The organism is Planctomycetota bacterium (assembly GCA_039819165.1).
GTDB lineage: Bacteria > Planctomycetota > Phycisphaerae > Phycisphaerales > UBA1924 > JAHCJI01.
Genome location: JBCBSM010000001.1, coordinates 871,866 through 889,820, shown reverse-complemented (window position 1 = coordinate 889,820; position 17,955 = coordinate 871,866). Strand labels below are relative to the sequence as shown.

General features: G+C 69.6%; 13 protein-coding genes. 9 read left to right on the top strand and 4 right to left on the bottom strand.

The window, feature by feature from the left end:
• Positions 1-217 precede the first annotated feature (217 nt).
• Complete coding sequence (locus AAFX79_03950; protein MEO1007692.1) at positions 218-5,626, top strand: S8 family serine peptidase; 5,409 nt, start codon at positions 218-220, stop codon at positions 5,624-5,626.
• Positions 5,627-5,666: 40 nt separating this feature from the next.
• Here the strand turns inward: AAFX79_03950 and AAFX79_03945 are convergent, their stop codons facing one another.
• From AAFX79_03945 to AAFX79_03930, 4 genes are all read right to left on the bottom strand, one after another.
• Entirely contained in the window at positions 5,667-6,155 is a 489-nt protein-coding gene (locus AAFX79_03945) for a hypothetical protein (GenBank protein MEO1007691.1), read from the bottom strand.
• A 3-nt stretch (positions 6,156-6,158) separates the two neighbouring features.
• Entirely contained in the window at positions 6,159-6,809 is a 651-nt protein-coding gene (locus AAFX79_03940; protein ID MEO1007690.1) for a hypothetical protein, read from the bottom strand.
• Between the two features lie 70 nt (positions 6,810-6,879).
• Positions 6,880-8,079, bottom strand: coding sequence for a GC-type dockerin domain-anchored protein (locus AAFX79_03935; protein ID MEO1007689.1), 1,200 nt, complete (start codon positions 8,077-8,079; stop codon positions 6,880-6,882).
• A gap of 114 nt (positions 8,080-8,193) precedes the next feature.
• Positions 8,194-9,258, bottom strand: a complete 1,065-nt coding sequence (locus tag AAFX79_03930; GenBank protein MEO1007688.1) for a DUF3179 domain-containing (seleno)protein — start codon at positions 9,256-9,258, stop codon at positions 8,194-8,196.
• Between the two features lie 140 nt (positions 9,259-9,398).
• Here AAFX79_03930 and AAFX79_03925 point away from each other — a divergent pair, with 140 nt between their 5' ends.
• The 8 genes from AAFX79_03925 (at position 9,399) to AAFX79_03890 (ending at position 17,922) form a co-directional block, all read left to right on the top strand.
• Positions 9,399-10,838 carry an alkaline phosphatase PhoX gene (locus AAFX79_03925; protein ID MEO1007687.1) on the top strand — a complete coding sequence of 480 codons (1,440 nt, stop codon included), beginning with the start codon at positions 9,399-9,401 and terminating at the stop codon, positions 10,836-10,838.
• Between the two features lie 98 nt (positions 10,839-10,936).
• Complete coding sequence (gene mdh, locus AAFX79_03920; protein MEO1007686.1) at positions 10,937-11,899, top strand: malate dehydrogenase; 963 nt, start codon at positions 10,937-10,939, stop codon at positions 11,897-11,899.
• A 115-nt stretch (positions 11,900-12,014) separates the two neighbouring features.
• On the top strand, positions 12,015-13,148 hold the full coding sequence (locus AAFX79_03915) for a CpcT/CpeT family chromophore lyase (GenBank protein ID MEO1007685.1): 1,134 nt from the start codon (positions 12,015-12,017) through the stop codon (positions 13,146-13,148).
• 23 nt (positions 13,149-13,171) lie between these two features.
• Positions 13,172-14,101 carry a DnaJ C-terminal domain-containing protein gene (locus AAFX79_03910; GenBank protein MEO1007684.1) on the top strand — a complete coding sequence of 310 codons (930 nt, stop codon included), beginning with the start codon at positions 13,172-13,174 and terminating at the stop codon, positions 14,099-14,101.
• A 96-nt stretch (positions 14,102-14,197) separates the two neighbouring features.
• On the top strand, positions 14,198-15,766 hold the full coding sequence (locus tag AAFX79_03905; protein MEO1007683.1) for an undecaprenyl-phosphate glucose phosphotransferase: 1,569 nt from the start codon (positions 14,198-14,200) through the stop codon (positions 15,764-15,766).
• Between the two features lie 314 nt (positions 15,767-16,080).
• Entirely contained in the window at positions 16,081-16,323 is a 243-nt protein-coding gene (locus AAFX79_03900) for a hypothetical protein (GenBank protein MEO1007682.1), read from the top strand.
• 490 nt (positions 16,324-16,813) lie between these two features.
• Complete coding sequence (locus AAFX79_03895; protein ID MEO1007681.1) at positions 16,814-17,386, top strand: hypothetical protein; 573 nt, start codon at positions 16,814-16,816, stop codon at positions 17,384-17,386.
• The gene (locus AAFX79_03890; GenBank protein ID MEO1007680.1) at positions 17,383-17,922 is read left to right on the top strand and encodes a hypothetical protein; all 540 of its coding nucleotides are present in this window, start codon (positions 17,383-17,385) and stop codon (positions 17,920-17,922) included. The genes AAFX79_03895 and AAFX79_03890 overlap by 4 nt, the downstream gene beginning before the upstream one ends.
• Positions 17,923-17,955: the final 33 nt, after the last annotated feature.

Sequence of the window (17,955 nt, the reverse complement as noted above, 5' to 3'; positions counted from 1 at the left end):
AGCGGCTACACTTGCGCCGCCGCACGGAACGTTGCGGTGCCGCGAGCCGTAGGCCCGCACGAGAGAGACCGTCGGAGCCCCCCGACGGGATCGTGCCTGTGCACGCCGGCATGAGCATGCCCGGCGCCCAGGCTCGCCCGCCGCGTCCGCCGCCTGGCGGACGACCGCAGAGCGCACCGATCACCTGCCCGCCCCGCAACGCTCTTGGAGAATCGAGATGTCGGCATCCACCACCACGCGTCGCCGGATCCGTGACCTGTTCCGCCAATCGGGCCGCACGAGTTCCCCGGCGATCGTCGAGACGCTCGAGTCTCGGGTCATGCTGTCGGGTGCGGTGGAGCTGCCCTCGGGCCTGGAGGTCGTGGACTGGCGGGACGGCCAGGTCGTCCGCGTTGAGGACTCGTGGATCATGACCTTCGAGCGGGGCGTGACCAACAAGACGCTGCTGGCCGAGTTCAGCGGCGTGATCGCCGACCTGGGCATCGCCATCGATGGCTACATACGCCGCGGCGATCGCTTCATCGAGTTCACGACGCCCGACCCGCTCAACGAGCGGGCGATCGACTGGGCGCGGGGCATCAACGACGACCTGGTCAACATCGAGCCCAACGTGGCGCGGGCGCCCAACTTGGTGCCCAACGACCCGGGCTACGTCGACGAGTACTGGCTGGAGAACACCGGGCAGATCATCCCCGGGCTACTGGCCGGCACGCCGGGCGCCGACATCGACGCAGAGCGGGCATGGGAGATCACGACGGGCTCGAGCGGCGTGGTTATCGCGGTGGTCGACACCGGCGTCGAGATCGACCACGAAGACCTGGCCGACAACATCTGGGTGAACCCCAGCGAGATCCCCGGCAACGGCATCGATGACGACGGCAACGGCCTCGTCGACGACATCAACGGCTGGGATTTCGGCACCGCGACCTTTGGCGAGGGCGGCACCGGCATCTTCGGCGGCGACAACAACCCCGACGACGACGCCATCGGCGGTGGCCACGGCACGGCCGTTGCCGGCACCATCGGCGCGGTGGGCAACAACGGCATCGGCATCGCGGGCGTCAACTGGGACGTCTCGATCCTGCCGGTCAAGATCGCCAACCAGGAGGGCGCGCTCGTCGGCGGCGCGATCATCGCGGCGCACACCTACCTCACCGGGCTGCTGCAGGCGGGCGTGCCCATCGCCGCATCCAACAACAGCTACGGCGCCTTCGCCCCGGGCTTCTTCGCCGAGTTCGAGGACTTCGACTTCGAGCGGGCCGCGATCGAGGACTTCATCGCCGCGGGCGGCACCTTCGTTGCGTCGGCAGGCAACGATTCGAACGACAACGACGACGCGTTCACCAACTTCCCGGCGGCCTACGACCTGCCGGGCATCATCTCCGTGGCCGCGACCGACAACCGCGACGAGCTCGCGGGCTTCTCGAATTTTGGCGAGACCACCGTCGACGTCGCGGCCCCGGGCGAGCGCATCCTGACCACGGCGGTCAACAACACGTACACGTTCATCGATGGAACCTCGTTCTCCGGCCCGATCGTGGCGGGCATCGTGGGCCTGATGAAGGCCGTGCGGCCCGACCTCACGCCGTCGCAGGTCAAGGACGCGCTGATCGCCTCGAGCGATCCCATCCCCGCGCTGCAGGATCTCGTCGTCGCGGACGGCCGGGTCAACGCCTTCCGGGCGCTCGAGTTCATCCTGACCGACGGCCCGCTGGTCACGCAGATCAGCCCGGGCGTGCTCACCGGCGCGCCGGTCAACCAGCTCGAGGTCGCCTTCAACGAGCGGCTCGCGCCCCTGGGCCCGGGCGTGCTCTCGTCGATCACGCTGCAGCGGTCGGGCGGCGACGGCACCTTCGGCGACGGCGACGAGGTCGTTATTCCCCTGGCGGGCGCCACGCTCGACGCTACCGGCACGGTGCTGACCATCACCCCGTCGATCGCCCTGGGCACGCTGGACAGCTATCGGCTGGATCTGATCGCCTCGGGCTTCACCGACCTCGAGGGCAACTTCCTCAACGGCGATGCCGTCAGCGGCGAGAACGAGACCTACTTCTTCGATATCGTGGTCGCCCCCGGCCCGGGTGAGCCCAACGACCGCATCCAGTCGGCCACGCCCGTGATCGTCCCCGGCGGCGGCGACGGCAGCGTGCAGTTCTCCGGTCGCACCATCGGCGACGGCCTGCAGGCCGGCCTCGACGTCGACCTCTACCGCATCGACATGCCCCGTGGCGGCCTCGTGACCGCGCGGGTCTTCGCCGAGACGCTGCCGACGCCGTCGACGCTCGACGGCGTGCTGCGGCTGTTCGACGGCAACGGCAACGAGCTGGCGATGAACGACCAGTTCTTCGGCAACGACCCGTTCATCGACTTCTTCCTGCCCAGCGCGGGCGTGTACTACGTGGGCGTCAGCGGCTTCGGCAACGAGTCCTACCGGCCGCTGGTGGCCGGCAGCGGCAGCAGCCAGTCGCTGGGCAGCTACAACCTGACCATCGACGTCGCCCTCGTGGGCGATGCCACGCTGGTCGAGACCGCGGCGTTCCCGATTCCGGGACGGCCGATCCCCGATCAGGGCACCCTCATCGAGTCGATCTTCATCGACGATTCGCGGGTCATCAGCGACCTGAACGTCCGCATCGACATCGCGCACGACTTCGTGAGCGACCTGGACATCAGCCTGATCGGGCCGCAGGGCCAGATCGTGACGCTGGCCAACGGCATCGGCGGCAGCGCCGACAACTTCACGAACACCATCTTCGACAGCGAGGCGACGCGGAGCATCGTGGCCGCCACGCCCGCCGACGCCCCGTTCAGCGGCCTCTGGGCGCCGCAGGATTCGCTCACGGTCTTCAACGACACCGCGGCCAACGGGCTGTGGCGGATCGTGATCCGCGATACCAAGGGCAACGACGCGGGCAGCCTGCTGGAGTGGGAGCTGGACCTCACCCTCCAGAACGACATCTTCGGCCCCTTCGAGCTCAACGACACGCTGACGACCGCCCGCGTGGTCGATCCGGCGTCGGCCACCGTGACGCTGAATGCGTTCATCGGCGACGGCGGCTTCGGCGTGCGGGACGTGGACCTGTTCAGCTTCGAGGCGGCCGCGGGCTCCACGCTCAACATCGAGGCGACCTCGGGCGGCGTCGTCGACCTGGCGCTGCGGCTGTTCGACGCCGACGGCAACGAGCTGCAGGCCAGCAACCCCGGCGGCGAGCGTGACGCGGCCATCAACGGGTTCGTCTTCGTCGACGGCGGCAGCTACATCATCGGCGTGTCGGACTCGGCCCGCGCGGCCGACCCGGGCGCGTACGACCCGACGGCCGTCGCCTCCGGCGTCGACGGCGAGACCGTCGGCGCGTACACGCTGTCGCTCGAGCTGGCGAGCGGCGTCAGCGACCCCAGCGTGAGCCTCAGCGGCAGCCGCCTCGACGCGGGCATCACCGGCACCGGCGTCTTCGGCCTCGATGCCCTGGGCCTATCGCTCGGCGGCATCGAGTTCCTGCCGCTCGTGGGCGGCGAGCCGACACGGACGGCCTTCTTCGGCCTCAGCAGCGGCGGGTCTTCGTTCATCAACGATGGGGCGGGTCCCTCGCGGGACGTGCCCTTCAATGTGACGAGCCAGTCCACGCCGGCCAACAACCGCGTGGTCGTCAGCGGCGTGGTCGACGGCTTCGACGTCTCCCGCACGATCAGCTACGCCCAGGACGGCAGCTTCCTGGCGATCGACGTCTCGCTGCAGAACGTCGCGGGCCGGGCCCTGGGCAACGTGCTGTGGGCCGAGGGCTTCAACCCCGATCAGGACTTCGGCGGCACGGGCAGCCTATTCACGACCAACGACGTCGTCGATGGGCTGCCGCTCGCCGTGGCGACGGGCGCCAACGGCAGGAGCATCGCGATCGGCGCGGACGCGACCGACACGCGGGCGTCGGCGCTCTTCTCGACGATCTCGGGCGAGATCCGCGATCCGGCCACGGTGCTGTCGCGGTCGGTGGCCGATCCCGACGGCGTGTCGAGCGACCTGACCATGGCGCTCGTCTACGACCTGGGCCAGCTGGCCGACGGCGAGAGTGTGTCGCTGCGGTACTTCGTGTTCCTGTCGGATGCCGGAGCCGAGCCCATCACCGGCGCCAATGGCCTGTACGCCACCGCGAACAACACGCGGGCCGACGCCACCGACCAGCGCAGCGGGCTGCTGACGCTGGATCCGGCCGACGTCGCCGCCGATGCCGACGGCATCGCCGACCTGGCCTACCGGCTGTTCTATCCCGAGGGCTTCGCCAACGACCGCTCGAGCACCTTCGTGCCCATCGTCAACCCGACGGATACCGACGCACGGGTCATCGTGGTGGCCCGCTACGAGACCGGCGTGCGGGACCAGGTCCTCTTCGACGGCGTCGTGGCGGCGAACACCCGCAGCCCCGATGCGCTGACCATCACCACGCCCGAGCTGTTCGAGATGGGCAACGCCACAAACGTCTTCAACCCCGAGACCGGCCTGGCCGACGGCGTCCGCAAGAGCACGCCCTACGCCCTGGAGGTCCGCTCGTCGGTGCCGGTGGCGGCGACGATCAGCCACTTCGACTTCGGCTTCTCCACCGGCGAGGCGTTCACCGCCACCGCCAGCGAGCTGTGGAGCTTCGCGAACGTCTCGATCGGCCAGGGCTCCAACGACTTCATCACCTTCCAGAACACCAGCAGCGAGACCACCAAGGTCAGCACCTTCCTGTTCCCCGAGAACGGCGGGCCGGCGACGGAGATCGTCTTCACGCTCGAGGGCCTCCGCCGCGGCGGGTGGAACCTCAACGCCGAGCTGGCCAGCGGCGTGCTGCAGGGCCTGGCGCCGGGCAACTACGGCGTCAGCATCGTCGCGGGCGACGAGGTCGTGGCGGCGGCCAGCAGCTTCGACAACAGCGGCGGCGCCGCGGAGCTGGGCGTGCCCGGACTCGGCGCTACCGAAGGCGCCATCGCCGAGGGCCAGTTCGGCCTCAGCAGCGACAGCGAGACGATCTTCATCGTCAACGGTTCGTCGACGCAGGCGACGGTCGAGCTCCGCTTCGTCTTCGACGACGGGTCGGCCATCCGCGAGAGCGTCGTGCTCTCGGGTGCGAGCTCGGCCTCCGTCGAGGTTGCCGAGCTGCCGCTGTTCCCCGAGGGCAAGCCGTACGCCGTCTTCTACGAGAGCTCGGCGCCGGTCACCGTCTCGTCGTCGACCCGCGGTCTCGGCGAGCGGCTGGCGAGCGGCGCGGCGACGCAGGCCCAGACCTTCTGGGCGTTCAGCGAGGGCTTCGCGCCCATCGCCGCGGGCCAGGTCGACGAGTACCTCCGCCTCTACAACCCCGGCACGCAGGACGCGCTTGTCGAGATCACGCTGCAGTTCACCGACGGCAGCACCGAGACCTTCCGCCGTGTCGCGACCGCCGCCACCGTCTCCGAGTTCGACCTGCGGGCCTTCATCAGCCCCACGCGGCTGGCCGAGGCCGCATCCGGGGGTGGCACCGGCGTGTTCTACGGCTTCACCGTCAAGGCGTCGTCGGGCGTCGTGGCCTACCAGGGTCGCACCGATGGCTTCTTCGGCGGATCCTTCGGCACACTTGGCATCCCGCTGGGCATCTCCAGCGGCCTCGCCTAGAGGCATCCTCGTGAGCGCTCCGTAGCGGCCCTCCGGCCGCTCACTCGCTCTCGTACGGCCGCGCCGGAGTGAATCTGGCGGGCCTGAGGGGACGCATACGCGGCATCCGACTCGAATCTGCTCGGGGCCCGTTCGTTTCATCAGCGATTCGTTGCAACGCCCGCACCCGCGGGCGTTCTTCGTTGCTGGGTCGGCCGCACTCGGGGCAGGCCGGCAGATCGCGGGCGTCGTAGCCGCAGCCGTGGCACCGCCCACGCCGCCGCAGGCCACGCCGGATGATCCAGGGCGTGGCCCAGAGCGTCGCGATCACGCCGGCGAAGCACAGCGTGTTGGCGGCGAAGCCCGGCCAGACCGGCACGAGCGGGATGCTGTACCACCCCAGCGGATGCAGCACCGGGTGCTGCGGCGCGTGGTGCAGGATGAGCCCGCCCCGGAGCCCATGCTCAAGGCTCACCAGCGGCAGATCCTCGATCCGCCGGATCGGTGGCCTCGGCCCGATGGCGTACATCTCGACCATCATGGCGTGCATGGGCTATCCGGCGCGCTGGGCGGACCAGCGTTCGACGGGCCAGTCGAGCGCGTGGTGCGATTCATCGCTGTGCACGCGAAAGGACGACGCGGTAATCCAGCCAGACCGCCACGTCAGGTAGCGTTCCGGCCGCTCCCAGCGTGCATCGTGCTCCCTTCGCTCTAGGGCGCGTCGCGGTGTCAGGAGACGATCGATCGTCCAGCGTTCGCTCGCGGGGCCAAGCTGGATATACAGAAGCGCATTGCGGCCGTAGTGGGATGACGGGAGGTGAGGGTAGATGTTGGCCCAACTCGTGTTGGACTGGTCCCACTCGCTTCGCCTGACATAGCTCCTGCTGCCACGCTCGTATATGAGCCAGGGCATGGTCGAAAGGACGTACCGTTCGTGGGCTTCCAATCCGGGAGGCGGATCGGTACCAACTTTGCGTGCTCGGAACACGCCGTTACCTAGATGGTCATACGTGTGTGCACCCAATAGGTAGAGTCCCGAAAAATCTGGAATCCAGCGTTCATTGACGGCGGCTGCTCGAAAGTGGTGCCACTGCAGCGCCCACGCCGACGCGATCGTCAGCAGCACGCTCGCAAGCAGCACCGCGCACCCGCGAACGAGCAGGGCGCGTCCGAGCGGCCGCCGGGTGTGTGCGGACGGGGTCACGCCCGACGATACGGGCTCGCCGGCGGGGGGTTTGCCGCCCGCTGGCACGGCGCCTGCTGGCTTGCTGTCGCTACTCGCACCCCGCATCGAAGGCCGTCTGGAAGGCCAGGAAGTCGAAGAAGGTCAGGCGGCCGTCGTCGTCGAAGTCGGCGGCCGGGTCGCCCGCATCGAAGAGCGTCTGGAAGGCCAGGAAGTCGAAGAGCGTGAGCCGCCCGTCGTCGTCCAGGTCGGCCCGGCAGGTCGCGGGCAGGCCCGTGACCAGGAAGCCGCGCTGCTGGCCGTCCAGGAGTCCGACGCCGACGATCGCGGTGCCGTCGAACGACGCATCGGTCGCGCGGGTCAGCCGCCAGCCGATCAGGTCGAGGCCCGCGTCGAGCAGGTACGCGTTCAGGTCCACGACGCCTAGGCCGGGCGACCACAGCGCCGCGGCGTCCGGGCCGCTGGCGGCGTCGACGGACCCAACGATCGTCCGGCCGTCGCCGCTGATGCCGACCGCCTCGGCCCCGACCGCGCCGGCGGGCAGGGGGAGCGGCTCGAATCCGGAGGCGGCCGTCCAGCGGAACGCGCCGCGATCGATGCCCGTGCGGATGAAGCCGGCGACGACCAAGCCGTCGTCGCTGACGGCGCGGGCGTGGCTGCTGGCGGCGCCCGCGGGTACGCCGAGCACGGTGATGGCCCGATCGGCGTCCCAGATCGCCGCCTGGCCGCCGCTCTCGCCCGCGATGATCGCGCCGTCGCCGCTCACCGCATGGGCCTCCACCAGGTCGGCGTCGCCCGCCAGCGGCAGGGCCCGGACGCCCGTCGAGGCCGTCCACACGAACGGGCGGCGGAGGCGAGCGGTCTGCGCGTAGCCCACGATGGTCGAGCCGTCGGCGCTCACGCCGTTGGCGACCTGGAGCGAGACGCCGGGGATGGGCAGCTCGTCGAGGATCACGAGGCCCTCGGCGTCCGTGTAGCGGAAGGCGCCGTAGTCGTAGCCGACGATGACCGAGCCGTCGCCGCTCACGTCCTGGGCGTAGCCGAGGATGGTGGTGCCCAGCAGGTCGGGCTCGCCGCCGCCCATCCATCGCACGACGTTCTGGCCCGGATCGTCGCTGCGGCCGACCTGGGTCGAGCCGTCCGCGCTGATGGCGTGCGCGCGGGACCCGAGGCCACCGAAGTCGGGCGGCAGCTCGATCAGCCGTGGCTGTCCCGCGGCGGGCATCGGGCAAGCCAGGGCTGCGGTGATCGAGAGCGCGACTGCCGACGCAAGCGGGGGTCGTGCGTGCATCCATGCCTCCTGGAGGATTGGAGAAGAGCGTGGCCCCCCCGAACGCTACGCGGCGGTGGGCCGGCCTGTTGCACGCCGCTCGCGGGGGGCGGGCGGGCGCCCGTCGCAGCCTCGCTACTCGCCGATGACGACGGTGTCGGGGAAGAAGGCCGTCCAGGAGTAGAAGAAGGCCTGCGCGGTCTTGACGCCCTCGGGCGCATTCGCAAAATCGATCCCGGCTTCGCTGCGTTGGATGGCGACGGCGCCCATCGGCGTCTCGAGCGTGTAGCCCTCCGCGGGGATGGCCGCCTCGGCGACGAACCAAGCCTCGTCGCCCGCGACGATGCCCGCGCCCAGCGTCTTGCGGGCCAACGCGTCGTCGTACTGGCGCACGGGCACCAGGAGCCGGTCGCTCGAGAAGTAGCCCTGGTAGGCGGGCAGCGTGTAGTCCCGCTCGTGGCCGGTGTCCTGGTTCACGATGGGCATCCCGGGATGCTGCGCGAGCACCCGTTCGTAGGGCAGGATGCGGACCGGCAGCATGTCGAGCTCGGCGCCCGCCATCGGTCCACTGACGGCGGTCATTGCCAGCTGGCTCCACAGGCCCTTGTAAAGCGTGTCGTACATCAGGACGTTGGAGTTGTACAGCGCGCCCGAGACGCCGAACTCCAGGACCGTCGTGCGGGGCGGTTCACCCTCGGCCCGCTCGCCGCCATCGTGCTCGACGGTGCGAGAGAAGACCGTCGCCGAGTCGCACAGCGGGCAGTAGGTGATCGCGATCGGCGCGCCGCTTAGCGTCGTGTTGACGATCTCATGGCGATCCAGGACCTGCAGCGGCACGCCGTAGCGGGCGACGCCGTTCTCCGCGGTGACCTCGGCGACGATGATCCGCGACTCGGGCCGCAGCCAGCCCGACGCGTCGGCGCGATCCGTCGGCGGATCGGTCAGGGCGGGGATGGCGTCCCGCGGCAGCAGCGTGTGGATCTCCTCCTCGGGGATGGCCAGGTTGTCCAGGTCGTACTCGGCCCGCAGGTCGACCGAGCCCTCGCGCTGCACCCGGCGGAAGGGCTCGCCCTCCTGCCAGTGAGCGCTGGCGACGCCACCTGGATAGGCGCGCGTGCCCGGCGCGTGCGTGTAGACGCCGATGTTGGCCGCCAGGATGATGGCGAGAGCGGCTAATAGCAGCTTGAGGCGGCCGGACATCGGAGATCCTCCTAGTGCACGCCCGCCGGTAAGTGCGCGAATGCTCGAGTTATTCCTGCGGCACGACCGGGCTTCATGAAGCTCGCGCTAAGCCGCCGATGATCGAAGCACTGCGGGTGGATTCTCGATACGATTCGGGCATGAGCACCAAGAGCACCACCCTTGATTGCGGCGGGGGCACGACTCGTCGCGCCTTCCTCCAGAGCGCAGCCGCGGTGACCCTGGGTTTCGGCGGGCTGCACCGGTTGTTCGAGCGTTCGGCGTTCGCGACGCCGGCCACCGAAGCCATCGCATTCGGCTTCGGGCCGCTCAAGCCAGATCCGAGCCGCATCCTCGATCTGCCCGAGGGGTTCAGCTATCGGGTCATCGCCAAGATCGGAGACACGATGAGCGACGGCCTGCTCGTGCCCGGGAAGCCGGATGCGATGGGCACGTTCGAGGGGCCGGATGGCAAGACGATCATCGTCTGCAACCACGAACTCGACCAGAATATGTCCGATGGCAGCCCCTTTGGCCGCCGCCAGCAGCGAGCGGATCGCGTCCCGATCGACCGGTTCTATGACCGGTCCTTCGAGGAGTTCCATTGCTTCGGCGGCACGACCACGCTCGTGTTCGATACCCGCACGCAACAGCTCGAGAAGCAGTGGCTCAGCCTGACGGGCACGATGCGGAATTGCGCGGGAGGCGTCACGCCCTGGGGCACCTGGGTGACATGCGAAGAAACCGTCGAGCGGGCCAGCAACCCCGACGCGGCGGACCGCATGTTCGAGCGGGACCACGGGTACAACTTCGAGGTGCCGGTGACGGCCGAGCCATCTCTGGCAGAGCCCCGCCCACTCACGGCCATGGGTCGGTTCAACCACGAAGCGGTGTGCGTCGATCCCGGCACGGGGATCGTGTACCAGACGGAGGATCGCCACGACGGCCTGCTGTATCGTTATATCCCGGACGAGCGCGGCATGCTCCACAAGGGCGGGCGGCTCCAGGCGCTCGTTGTCCGGGGCCGACGCAGCCTGGACACCCGCAACTGGGAGGATCAGCGGGTGCGCATCGGCGAGCGACTCGAAGTCGAGTGGCTCAACATGGACGACATCGAGGCCCCCGCGGATGACCTGAGACGCCGCGGCTTCGCCCGGGGCGCCGCCCGCTTCGCCCGCGGCGAGGGCATGTGGTGGGGCAGCATGACCGGCGACTCGCGCGCCAGCGCGTACTTCGCGTGCACCAGCGGCGGCCGGAACAACAAGGGCCAGATCTGGCGGTACACGCCGTCCGGCGGCGACGGGGGCACGCTCGAGCTCTTCATCGAGCCCAACGACCAGGGCATGATCGACAACGCCGACAACCTGACGGTGGCTCCGTTCGGCGACCTGATCGTCTGCGAGGATGGCTCGGGCGAGCAGTTCCTCGTGGGCGTCACGCCCGAGGGCCGCATCTACAAGTTCGCCCGCAACGCCTGGAACGACTCCGAGATGGCCGGTGCCTGCTTCAGCCCCGACGGCACCACGATGTTCGTCAACATCCAGCACGCCGGCTTGACGCTGGCGATCACCGGGCCCTGGCAGGAGCGGCACGCGGGCTGAGGCCGCGGCGGGCACGCCGCGATCGTTGCGGCGGGATGCTCCGGCGACTACGCTGGGCCTTCCTCGAGAGCCCGCGCAGCAGCCGAACGGAGGCCCCCATGACCACAGGACGAGCCAAGATCTCGATCATCGGAGCCGGCAACGTCGGCGCCACCTGCGCCCACTTCGCCGCCGCCAAGGAGCTGGGCGACATCGTGGTCTTGGATATCCCCGACAAGGAGGGCGTCGCCAAGGGCAAGATGCTCGACCTGGCCTGCTGCGGGCCCATCGAGCGGTTCGACAGCAGCGTTGTCGGCACGTCCGACTATGCCGACATCGCCGGCAGCGACGTGGTGGTGGTGACCGCCGGCCTGCCCCGCAAGCCGGGCATGAGCCGAGACGATCTGATCGAGACCAACGTCAAGATCGTCAAGAGCGTCAGCGAGAACATCAAGCAGCACGCGCCCGAGTCGATCGTGGTGCTGGTGTCCAATCCGCTGGACGCAATGGTGTACACCGCGTGGAAGGCGACGGGCTTTCCGACCAGCCGCATCGTGGGCCAGGCCGGGGCACTCGACGTCGCCCGCTTCCGCACCTTCCTGGCGATGGAGATCGGCTGCTCGGTCGAGGACGTGCAGGCGCTGCTGCTGGGCGGCCACGGCGACGACATGGTGCCCCTGCCCCGGCTCACGAGCGTGCACGGCATCCCGATCACGGCCCTGCTCAGCGAGGCGAAGATCACCGCCTGCGTCGACCGCGCCAAGGTCGGCGGCGGCGAGATCGTCAAGCTCATGGGCACGAGCGCCTACTACGCGCCGGCGAGCGGCACCATCCAGATGGTCGAGGCCATCGTCAAGGACAAGAAGCGGATCATCCCCAGCGCCGCCTACTGCGACGGTGAGTTCGGCGGCGTGGCGAAGGGCTACTTCGTGGGCGTGCCCGCGCTGCTGGGCCGGGGCGGCGTCGAGAAGATCGTCGACTTCGATTTCGAGGGCGACGAGGCCAAGCTCTTCGCCGAATCGGTCAGCCACGTCAAGGACCTGGTCGGCGTCGTCCAGAAGATGTTCCCCGAGCTGGCCTGACGGTCCGCGGGCCCATCCCGCGACGAATTGGATCTATTATTCGTACGGACGGGCGGACCCATGGGCCCGCCCGCGAGCGCCCCGTCGAATCGAACCACCTCCAGGGAGAGCCGAGATGCCCGCAACGACCCGCACGCTCCGGTCCGCCGCCCGCGGACTCGCACTCTCGCTCGTGGCCGCGAGTGCCGCCGTCGCCCAGGACGGCCCGGAGGTCGGCCCCGCGACGGCGCCCGAGCCGGCGGTGCCCGCGTCGATCTTCGCGGGCCAGACCTACGACGCCGAGCAGTCGCGGCTGGTAGCGATGCTCGAGGGCAGCTGGCGGACCAGCGAGGCCATCGGCCAGGGCGAGGACGCCGACCGGCTCCGACTGAACATCGTGCCCATGGAGTCCGACCTGCTGGGCCGCGTGCTCTACGTTGAGAGCGCCCGCGAGTCGACGCCGTGGTCTCCCGTGCGGCAGGCCTTCTTCCGCGTATACCGCTTCGGCGACCAGCTCCGCCTGCGGACCTACGAGTTCCGCAACGCGGAGCGCGCCGACGTGCTGGCCAACCTCTGGCTGGCGCCGGATGCCTTCCCCATCGGCGTCGTCGAGCCGAGCGAACTGCTGGCGACGATGGACATCGAGCTGAACCCGGCGCAGGCGGGCTTCGATGGCCGCACGCCCTACGCCTACCCGACGCGGGAGTACGACGCGGTCGAGATGACCACGGCCCTGTCGATCCGCAACGACCGCATCATCTCGGAGGACACCTTCTTCGGGATCGATGGTTCGCCCAAGGCCGACCTGCCCGGCGCCGGTCGGCTCACGTGGACCCGGGCGCAGCCGCAGGGCGAGGTGCAGCGGGACGAAGACGGCCTGATCACGATCACCGTCAACGCCGGCGAGGAGGGTGCCGAGGCCGCCGGCGAGGGCGACGTCATCTTCCTGGACTACGAGGGCTGGCTCACCAACGGCACGCTGTTCGATAGCTCCTACCAGCGGGGCGTCGCGCTGCGGTACCTCTACCCGGGCCGGGCGATCCCGGGCTTCACCCGCGGCACGCAGCCGACCTTCCCGGATGTCCGTCGCAAGATCATCATCCCGCCGGCTCTGGGCTACGGCGATCGCCCGGTCGGGCCGATTCCTGCGGGCTCCACGATCATCTACTCGATCCACGCCAAGCAGATCGAGTACGGCGATGACGAGCCGGCGGGCGAGACCGGCGATGCGGGCAACGCAGGCGGCGAGGGCGGGGGAGGCGGCGGCTAACCAGCCGCGCGCACGACCGAGTCATGGCCGACCGGGACTACTACGACGTGCTGGGCGTCTCGCGAACCGCGACGCAGGACGAGATCCGCACGGCGTACCGGCGGCTGGCCCGCAAGCTGCACCCCGATGCCACCAAGGACGAGGGCTCGACCGAGCGCTTCGCCGAGGTGCAGCAGGCCTACGAGGTCTTGGGCAACGCCGAGAAGCGGGCCGCCTACGACCGCCACGGCCGCGCCGCATTCAGCGGCGCTGCGGGCGGCCCGGGCCCGCGGTACTCGTGGACCAACGCCGGCGGCACGAACGCCGGCGGCGACTTCGACCTCGACGACCTCGGCTCCATGTTCGATGCGTTCTTCGGCGGCGACCCGAAGCAGGGCAGCCCTCGAAGCAGGAACCGCCGCGCCGAGCGTGCGTCGCGGCCCAGGCCTGCCGAGGCCGAGCTGGACATCTCGTTCCAAAAGATGGCCCGGGGCGGCACCGAGACCGTCCGCGTGGGGTCCCGCGGCCGCGCCATCGAGGTCACGATCCCGAAGGGCATTGCGGACGGCGCCAAGCTCCGCGTTGGCGGGCGTCGCGGCGAGCAGGACCTCCTACTCACGGTTCGCGTCGGCAAGCACCCGCTGTACCGCCGCGAGGGCTACCTGGACCTGGTGATCGCGCTGCCGCTGGACTACGCCGAGGCGGCGCTCGGGTGCGAAATCGAGGTGCCTACGCTCGAGGGCAGCGTGATGCTGACCGTGCCGCCCGGCACGCGCAGCGGGCGTCGCCTGAGGCTCCGCGAACGCGGCCTGAGCGACGCCAAGGGAGGCCGCGGCGATCTGTTCGCCGAGGTGCAGATCGTGCCGCCGCCCCCCGAGGCCATCGACGAGGCCACCCGGCAGCTCCTCGTGACGCTGTCGGGGCTGGGCCCGTCGCCGAGGACCGCCCCGGAGTGGGGGGCGCGCTCCGAGTAGCCGGCGTGCGGGGGCGGACGGCCTTCGTCAAGCCGCGAGCTGCCCGAGCGCCGATACACACATCGGTGCGGTGAAGGAGTTACGGAGAGAGCGAGCGTGGTCAAGCAGAAGCACCAGATCCTGATCGCCTCGCTGGCGCTGGCCGACGCCGCGGTCGTCGCGCTGGCGGCGCTGGCGGCGTGGGTCGTGCGGAAGCTTCTGGTCGTGCCCACGACGCACTACCGCCCGGGCGGATTCCTGGATTTTTGGCCCAGCCGGCCCACGGGGCACTGGGACTTCTGGCCCGCGAGCTGGGAGAGCTACTTCAAGCAGCCGCTGCTGCTCTTTGCCGTGCCCGTGTGCCTGGCGACCTTCCTGGCATTCAAGCTCTACCGGCCCCGCCGGGATCGCTCGCTGGCGGGCGAGATCGCGCAGCTGATGAAGGCCACGGCCATCGCCGTTATGGCCATGGTCGTCGTGCTCTGGGGCGTGGGCAACGACGAGCTGATCGGCGGCACGGCCGAGATGACGCCGCTCGTGGTCCTCGACACCGAACTCGATGCCGGCCGCGTGCAGATCGCGCTCTTTGCGGTCTTCCTCGCCGCCTTCATGGTCACGCACCGCGTCGGCTTCCGCCTGGCGCTGCGATGGCTCCGCAGCCGGGGCCGCAACCTGCGGCACGTGGCGATCATCGGCGTGGGCCGCACGGGTCGCATCGCCTTCCAGACGCTCAGCCGCAATAGCTGGACGGGGCTGCGGGTGGCCTACTTCGTCAGCCACCGCCACGAGAACCGCCTGGCCGAGTGCGAGGGCGTGCCCGTGCTCGGCGGGCTGCGGGACCTCGAGCACACGCTGGACCGCTGCAAGGTGGACGCGGTGTACCTGGCGCTGCCCACGAGGGAGGCGGCGCAGACCAGCCGCATCCTCCGGCTGCTCGAGCGCTTCCCGGTCGACGTCCGCATCGTGCCCGACGTCAACCCGCGGCACGTGCCGCACTCGATGATGGCGCACGAGCTCGACGGCATGCCGGTGCTCAGCTATCGCGAATCGCCGACCTGCGGCTTCGGCGGCGCGTGCAAGCGGGTGCTCGACGTCGCGGGCTCGGGTGCCTGCGTGCTCGGAGCGCTGCCGATCATGGCGGCGTGCGCCCTGCTGGTTCGCCTTAGCGGCCCGGGCCCGGTGATCTTCCGCCAGAAGCGCGTCGGCCTGGGCGGCGAGATCTTCTGGATGTACAAGTTCCGCACGATGCGGCACGCCGGCGAGGAGGCCGAGCTGCTGCACGAGGCCGGCGCGGGCGGCGTCGCGGGCGTGAGCCAGCCGGGCTGGACGCAGCGGGACGACCCTCGGATCACACCCATCGGCCGCTGGCTCAGGCGGACGAGCCTCGACGAACTGCCCCAGCTTCTCAACGTGCTCAAGGGCGAGATGAGCCTCGTCGGTCCCCGGCCCGAGCGGCCCGAGCTGATCGAGCGCTTCCGCGAGGATTGGCGGGGCTACATGCTCCGCCAGCACGTGAAGGCGGGCATGACCGGCTGGGCGCAGATCAACGGCCTCCGCGGCGATACCAGCCTGCGCCGCCGTCTCCGCTACGACCTCTACTACGTCCGCAACTGGTCGTTCTTCTTCGACCTGTGGATCCTGCTGCTGACGCCGGTGCGCGGGTTCGTGCACCGCAATGCGCACTAGTACCGTCCGAGACGCATCGCTCTTAGCGCATGCTTAGCAGTAGCTTCGTTTTAGCGAGCGCCTGTTCCAGTATGCTATATCGCAGCGAGAGTGCGCCGTGAAGAGAACACCGCACACACCCGCGCGTCCAGCGAGGCGGGCGTTCGGCCCGATGGCGGGGGTGCTGCCGCAGCTCGCCGAGGCAGGGGTGGGTCATGAGATCGACGAGGGGCGCCGAGCCACACGGTTCGCACGCGCTGTGGCACGTCACGCGGATTCTCTACCCAAACCGAGTTTGGTCGGCGCCGGAGATCTGGGCCCAGCGAAGCCGTCAGGTGGATCGGGAGTGGTGGCTGCGGCTCGTGCACTGGTATTACTGCGGCCGGACATACGCGGCGATCAAGCGTGGCGTGCGCTTGCGAGTCATCGAGATCGTCGGTGTCGACAAGCAGGGGCGCCGACGCTACCGGCTGACGGACGACGGACGACGGATTGGGCAGATGGTTCATGCCGGGGTCGAGCGGGTAGTGGCTGAGTCGACGCCGAATGGTGTCGTCGAGGATGCGAACGTTCGATAGGCCGCGCCCGGCCCGCGCCGCGCTAGCCGAGCATGTCGGAGGGGGCGGGCGGCCTCGTGCGTCGCGTGGTGCGGTGGACCCTTGGATCACGGGAGGATCTGTAATGGAGAGGTCGGTGGACACGCTAACGCAGCACGGTGCCGGTCCGGCCCGCGCCGCGGCGCCCCGATCGTGGGCGGGCGTCGAGCCTCGTCGCGGCGATCGCGGGCGTGACGCCCCGGTGCGGATCACGGCGGAGACCATGCGCGCCGCGGCGGGTGGATGCCAAGCGTGCCGTCGCCCGCTCGAGGCGGATGCGGAACACCATGCGGATGCTGCGAGTCTCGCAGACGGTCCGGCGCGTGCCGCGGCAGCGGTCTCGGGGCGTCGTGTTCGCAGCACACTGCGGCGCGCCAGGGAAGACCTGGACGAATCCTCGGAACTAGTGCGGCAGGCGTACCGGGATGGGGGACTGTCGGCAGCCGGCGTATGCCTGTTTGACGTTGCGCCCGTGTTCGTCTTCGTGCTGCTGGGAGCAATTGGTCTGGGCCTGGCCGTGTTCGAGGCGCTCGTCCGGCATACCGCGCCGAGCGACTTCATGATGGCCCTGTTCTACCCCGCAATGTTGCTCCCGCTCGCCCGCCGTGGTCCGGGGCTGGCACTATGCATGGGCGTGGCGGTCGGGCTGGGTGCCGGCCTGGCGGCACGAGACGGAGCGGCGATGCTAACCTACGTGGTCGCGAACGCCGTGCAATGGATTGCCGCGTGGTTCCTATTTGCACGCTGGGAGCGGGCGGGCAGCACGTTCGAAGTCGCGCTGTGCACACGCATTGCCGTAGTGTTCGTTGCGACCGCGCTCGGAGCGGGTCTCGGGGTGGCGTCGCTACTGGTGACCGAACTCGCGGGTTTGGGGCACAGCGGCCATGATCTCCTGGTGCATCTCGTGTTGCACTGGTTTATGGGCGACTCCGTCGTTGCCATCGTTGCCTTGTTCTTGCTGTACCTCCGGGAGTTGAAGCGACCGCTACCGAATCGGTTGTTCCTCGAGCACCTTTCAGCTGCCATCCGCGAGCGCACGCAATGACCGCCGCGGTGCTCTCCAATCCGCGGGTTGTGGACCCGTCGTCCGCACACCTGGGCGTTATCCTGGCGGCGATGCTCGGCATCGCACTCGTCACGGCCGCCGTCTCGTCAACGCAGCCCATTCCCGTGCCGGTCGTCTTCTGGACGGTTGCCGCGTGCATCGCGGGCCTGATTGCGCTGTTCAACATCGCCACGCACTGGCCGGCTTGTGGCGCAGTCCTCCTGGTCTGGCTCCTGGTTAGCACGCTTGATCTTGGTCTCACCATCGACCTCATCGTCTTCGGCCCGCTCGACGAGTCCATGGCGATCGGAGCGTTCTTGATCGACTACACGGGCTGGCCCGGGCTGATCGTCGGTAAGGCGGCTATCACGCTGCTCCCGCTGGCGTTCCTGATCGCCGTGGTTGCCAGCCGGCACTCGCGGGCCTCCTGCGTCGCCAGGTACGTCGGCGGCCCAGCGCTGCTCCTCGGCGTTGCTGTCCTGGTCCTGCAGTGGGTGAAGTGCCTCCTGTACCTGAGCGACGAGATGGCGCTCTAGCCCGGCGTACGATCGGGCTGGCTATCATCTCTG